Below are 4,442 nucleotides of genomic sequence, written 5' to 3' on the forward strand. Positions count from 1 at the left end.
ACCGCCTTCGCCCTCTCCCGCCTCGCCGACCCCGACACCCTCCACCACACCCCCATCGGAGTCCTGCGCAGCGTCCAACGACCCGTCTACGACACCCTCATGGCCGACCAACTCGACACCGCGATCGATCGGAACGGCAAGGGCGACCTGACGACGCTGCTGACCGGCAACGACACCTGGACGGTGGTCGGCTGACCGACCGCCGGCCGGCGCGCGCCGTCGACCGCACGTCGTGTGGCACGACGAGCGGTACGCGTGCGGTGTGAGGAGCGGTACGGCGTGCCGACGGCGGTACGACGAGCGGCGGGAGCCCGGAGCGCGCTACGCGGTCCGGGCTTCGTCGTACGCGGCGCGGGCCGCCTGGACGTCGGCCGTCCGGCGCTCGGTCCAGCGGGCGAGCGCCCAGACCTGCTCGGCGGCCTCGCGGCCGAGGTCGGTGAGGGAGTAGTCCACCCGGGGCGGGATCACCGGCTGCGCCTCGCGCAGCAGGAATCCGTCGCGCTCCAGCGTCTGGAGGGTCTGGGCCAGCATCTTCTCGCTGACCCCGGCCACCTCCCGGCGGAGTTCGCTGAACCGGTACGAGCGCTCGACCAGGGCGGCGAGCACGAGGACGCCCCAGCGGCTGGTGACGTGTTCCAGCACGCCGCGGGAGGGGCACATCGGAGCCTTTACACTTACCTGCATGTAAGTACCTTACTCCAAAGTGGGTACTTCCGAATAGTTAGCGCTCTCCGTACGGTGGTGACATCACCCCGCACCGCCGGACCCACCAAGGAGCGCACCATGAGCAGCATCGTCGTCACCGGAGCCACCGGAGCCCTCGGCCGTCTCGTCATCGAGGAGCTGCTCGCACGGGTACCCGCCGAGCGCGTCGCCGTCGTCGTGCGGAACAAGGAGAAGGCCGCCGACCTGGCCGCGCGCGGCATCGACGTACGGATCGCCGACTACGACGAGCCGGCGAGCCTGGCCGGGGCGTTCGGGGCCGGCGACCGGGTGCTGCTGATCTCCGGCAGCGAGGTCGGGCGCCGGGTCCCGCAGCACACCGCCGTGATCGACGCGGCGAAGACGGCCGGCGTGGCGCAGCTCGCGTACACCGGCATCCTCGGCGGACCCGAGGCGGACTTCGACCTGGCGGCCGAGCACAAGGTCACCGAGCAGGCGATCCTCGACTCGGGACTGCCGTACACCTTCCTGCGCAACGGCTGGTACCACGAGAACTACACCGCCCAACTGCCCGTGGTGCTGGAGCACGGCGCGGTCGTCGGCAGCGCCGGCGAGGGGCGGATCGCCTCCGCGGCGCGGGCGGACTACGCCGCGGCGGCCGCGGCGGTGCTGACCGGCGAGGGGCACCTGAACGCGGTGTACGAGCTGTCCGGCGACACGGCCTGGAGCCTGGCGGAGTACGCGGCCGAGGTCGCGAAGCAGTCCGGCCGCGAGGTCGCGTACGCCGAGGTGCCGGCCGACGCCCACCTGGGGATCCTGACCGGCGCCGGAGTACCCGAGGGCTTCGCGGCGATCCTCGTCGACGTGGACGCGGCGATCTCGCGCGGCCGGCTGGCGGGGACCGGCGGGGACCTGGCCCGCCTGATCGGACGCCCGACGACCCCGGTGGCGGCGGCCATCTCCTCGGCCCTGGCCTGAGCCAGCGCCGGAGCCGGCCCGGCTCAAGGCTCGTTCGAGGCCCGCTCGACCTCCGCCCCACCGACCCGGGTGTCATGAGTATCTCCCCCTGACGGGCATGACATCCGGGCCGTACGGCGATACCTTCGTGGGGTTGTGACTCGGGTGGCGAGTGGCCGGAAGCCGTACTGGAGGCCCCGTGAAGGCAGAGAACGAGCAGCGCACGGGCTTGCTCTACGGATTCGGCGCGTACGGGATGTGGGGGTTGGTCCCCCTCTTCTGGCCCCTCCTGAAGCCGTCCGGGGCGATCGAGATCCTGGCCCACCGCATGGTGTGGTCGCTCGCCGTCGTCGGGATCGCCCTCCTCGCCCTGCGCCACTGGAGCTGGATGGGCACGCTGGTGCGCCAACCGCGCAAGCTGGCCCTGACCGCCCTGGCCGCCTCCGTGATCAGCGTGAACTGGGGCCTGTACATCTGGTCGGTCAACAACGGCCAGGTCGTCGAGGCCAGCCTCGGCTACTTCATCAACCCGCTGGTCACCATCGCGATCGGCGTCCTGGTGCTCGGCGAACGACTGCGCCGCGCCCAGTGGGTGGCCGTCGGCATCGGCTTCTCGGCGGTGCTCGTGCTGGCCATCGGCTACGGGCGGCCGCCGTGGATCTCCCTGACGCTGGCCTTCTCCTTCGCCACGTACGGGCTGATCAAGAAGAAGCTCAACATGAGCGGCCTGGAGTCGCTGACCGCGGAGACCGCGCTGCTGTTCCCGCCCGCCCTCGGCTACCTGCTGTGGCTGGCCGCGCAGGGCCGGTCCACCTTCGCGACGGAGGGCCTCGGCCACTCCGCGCTGCTGGCCGCGACCGGGCTGGTCACCGCGGTCCCGCTGGTGTTCTTCGGCGCGGCCGCGATCCGGGTGCCGCTGTCGACGCTGGGCCTGCTCCAGTACATGGCCCCGGTGTTTCAGTTCGGGCTGGGCGTCCTGTACTTCCACGAGGCGATGCCGCCCGAGCGGTGGGCGGGCTTCTCCCTGGTGTGGGCCGCGCTGGCCCTGCTGACCTGGGACGCGCTGCGGACCTCGCGCCGTTCCCGGGCCCGGTTGGCCGCCGCCGGGACCCTCGCGCCGGCCTCACCCTCGGCCGCTCCGACGGAGCCGACGACGACCCGCGAGCCCGCGTAGCGGCTCACCCTTCGCGCCCCACGATCCCCGGTACGGAACCCCCGTACCGGGGATCGTCCGTTTTCCGAACCGCCCTGACCGGATTGTGGTCTTGACGAATAGTCATACTCTCGCTGAACATCAGGCTCGCACTGACGCACGCACGCTCACCCGCTCTATCCCCGCACGTTCCGTCTCATCCCCATACGGAATTCCGGAGCCCCCACATGAGCCTGTCCGTCCCTCGGCGCCTTGCCGCCGTGACCGCGATCGCGGTCGCCGGCCTGTTCGCCGCCACCTCCCCCGCCGCGCTCGCCGCGCCCGCGGCGGTCAACGCCGCTCCCACCCCGCCCGACATCCCGCTGGCCAACGTCAAGGCGCATCTGACGCAGCTCCAGACCATCGCCACCAACAACGGCGGCAACCGCGCCCACGGCAGGGCCGGCTACAAGGCCTCGATCGACTACGTGAAGGCCAAGCTGGACGCGGCCGGTTTCACCACCAGCCTCCAGACCTTCACCTCCAGCGGCGCCACCGGCTACAACCTGATCGCGGACTGGCCGGGCGGTGACCCCAACTCCGTCCTGATGTCCGGCTCGCACCTGGACTCGGTGACCGCCGGCCCCGGCATCAACGACAACGGTTCCGGCTCGGCGGCCGTCCTGGAGACCGCGCTGGCGGTCTCCCGCGCCCAGCTCCAGCCCACGAAGCACCTGCGCTTCGGCTGGTGGGGCGCCGAGGAACTCGGTCTGGTCGGCTCGAAGTACTACGTCAACAGCCTGTCGGCCACCGAGAAGGCGAAGTTCTCCGGCTACCTGAACTTCGACATGATCGGCTCGCCGAACCCGGGCTACTTCGTCTACGACGACGACCCCACGATCGAGCAGACCTTCAAGACCTACTACGCGGGCCTCGGCATATCCACCGAGATAGAGACCGAGGGCGACGGCCGCTCCGACCACGCGCCGTTCAAGAGCGCGGGCATCCCGGTCGGCGGCCTGTTCTCGGGCGCCGACTACACCAAGACGGCGGCCCAGGCGCAGAAGTGGGGCGGCACCTCCGGTCAGGCCTTCGACCGCTGCTACCACTCCTCCTGCGACACCACCGCGAACATCAACGACACCGCCCTGGACCGCAACGCGGACGCCATCGCCTACGCGATCTGGAACCTGGGCGCCGGCACCCCCGTGCCGCCCGGCAAGTCCTTCGAGAACACCGCCGACGTGAACATCCCCGACTCCCCCGGTGCCGCGGCGAGTTCGCCGATCACCGTCTCGGGCTTCACGGGCAACGCACCGGCAACCACCAAGGTGGACGTGAACATCGTCCACACCTACCGGGGTGACCTCCAGATCGACCTGATCGCCCCCGACGGCACCGCGTACCGGCTGAAGAACTCCTCGAGCTCGGACTCGGCGGACAACGTCGTCGCCTCGTACACGGTCAACGCGTCGAGCGAGGTCGCCAACGGGGTCTGGAAGCTCCAGGCCAAGGACGTGGCGGCGCAGGACGTCGGCTACATCAACAGCTGGAAGATCACCTTCTAGTGCAGCGCGTCGCAGGTCCTTTGCCGGTTGGGCGTGGCTGGATTGGTGACGCTGTGTGAGCGCGCAGGCATCCTGCGGGAAGCGGTCCTCGGACGACCCGGCTTCGGTCCGGCACACGGTGG

4 protein-coding genes and 1 pseudogene are annotated in these 4,442 nt (G+C 70.7%); 4 read left to right on the forward strand and 1 reads right to left on the reverse strand.

What is annotated here, in order from left to right; genetic code table 11:
- A pseudogene (locus OTB19_RS41700) lies at window positions 1–195 on the forward strand (2-oxoacid:ferredoxin oxidoreductase subunit beta); the annotation flags it as partial.
- A gap of 126 nt (window positions 196–321) precedes the next feature.
- Here OTB19_RS41700 and OTB19_RS41705 read toward each other — a convergent pair.
- Entirely contained in the window at window positions 322–684 is a 363-nt protein-coding gene (locus tag OTB19_RS41705; RefSeq protein WP_053678995.1) for a winged helix-turn-helix transcriptional regulator, read from the reverse strand.
- 99 nt (window positions 685–783) lie between these two features.
- On the opposite strand from OTB19_RS41705, the gene OTB19_RS41710 reads away from it, so the two are divergent.
- The 3 genes from OTB19_RS41710 (at window position 784) to OTB19_RS41720 (ending at window position 4,320) form a co-directional block, all read left to right on the forward strand.
- Entirely contained in the window at window positions 784–1,641 is an 858-nt protein-coding gene (locus OTB19_RS41710; protein WP_267804081.1) for an SDR family oxidoreductase, read from the forward strand.
- Window positions 1,642–1,819: 178 nt separating this feature from the next.
- On the forward strand, window positions 1,820–2,794 hold the full coding sequence (gene rarD / locus OTB19_RS41715; RefSeq protein WP_267804082.1) for an EamA family transporter RarD: 975 nt from the start codon (window positions 1,820–1,822) through the stop codon (window positions 2,792–2,794).
- A gap of 206 nt (window positions 2,795–3,000) precedes the next feature.
- On the forward strand, window positions 3,001–4,320 hold the full coding sequence (locus tag OTB19_RS41720) for a M28 family metallopeptidase (RefSeq protein WP_267804083.1): 1,320 nt from the start codon (window positions 3,001–3,003) through the stop codon (window positions 4,318–4,320).
- Window positions 4,321–4,442: the final 122 nt, after the last annotated feature.

Origin of the sequence: Streptomyces sp. H27-H5 (assembly GCF_026627505.1) — a bacterium.
Classification (GTDB): Bacteria; Actinomycetota; Actinomycetes; order Streptomycetales; family Streptomycetaceae; genus Streptomyces.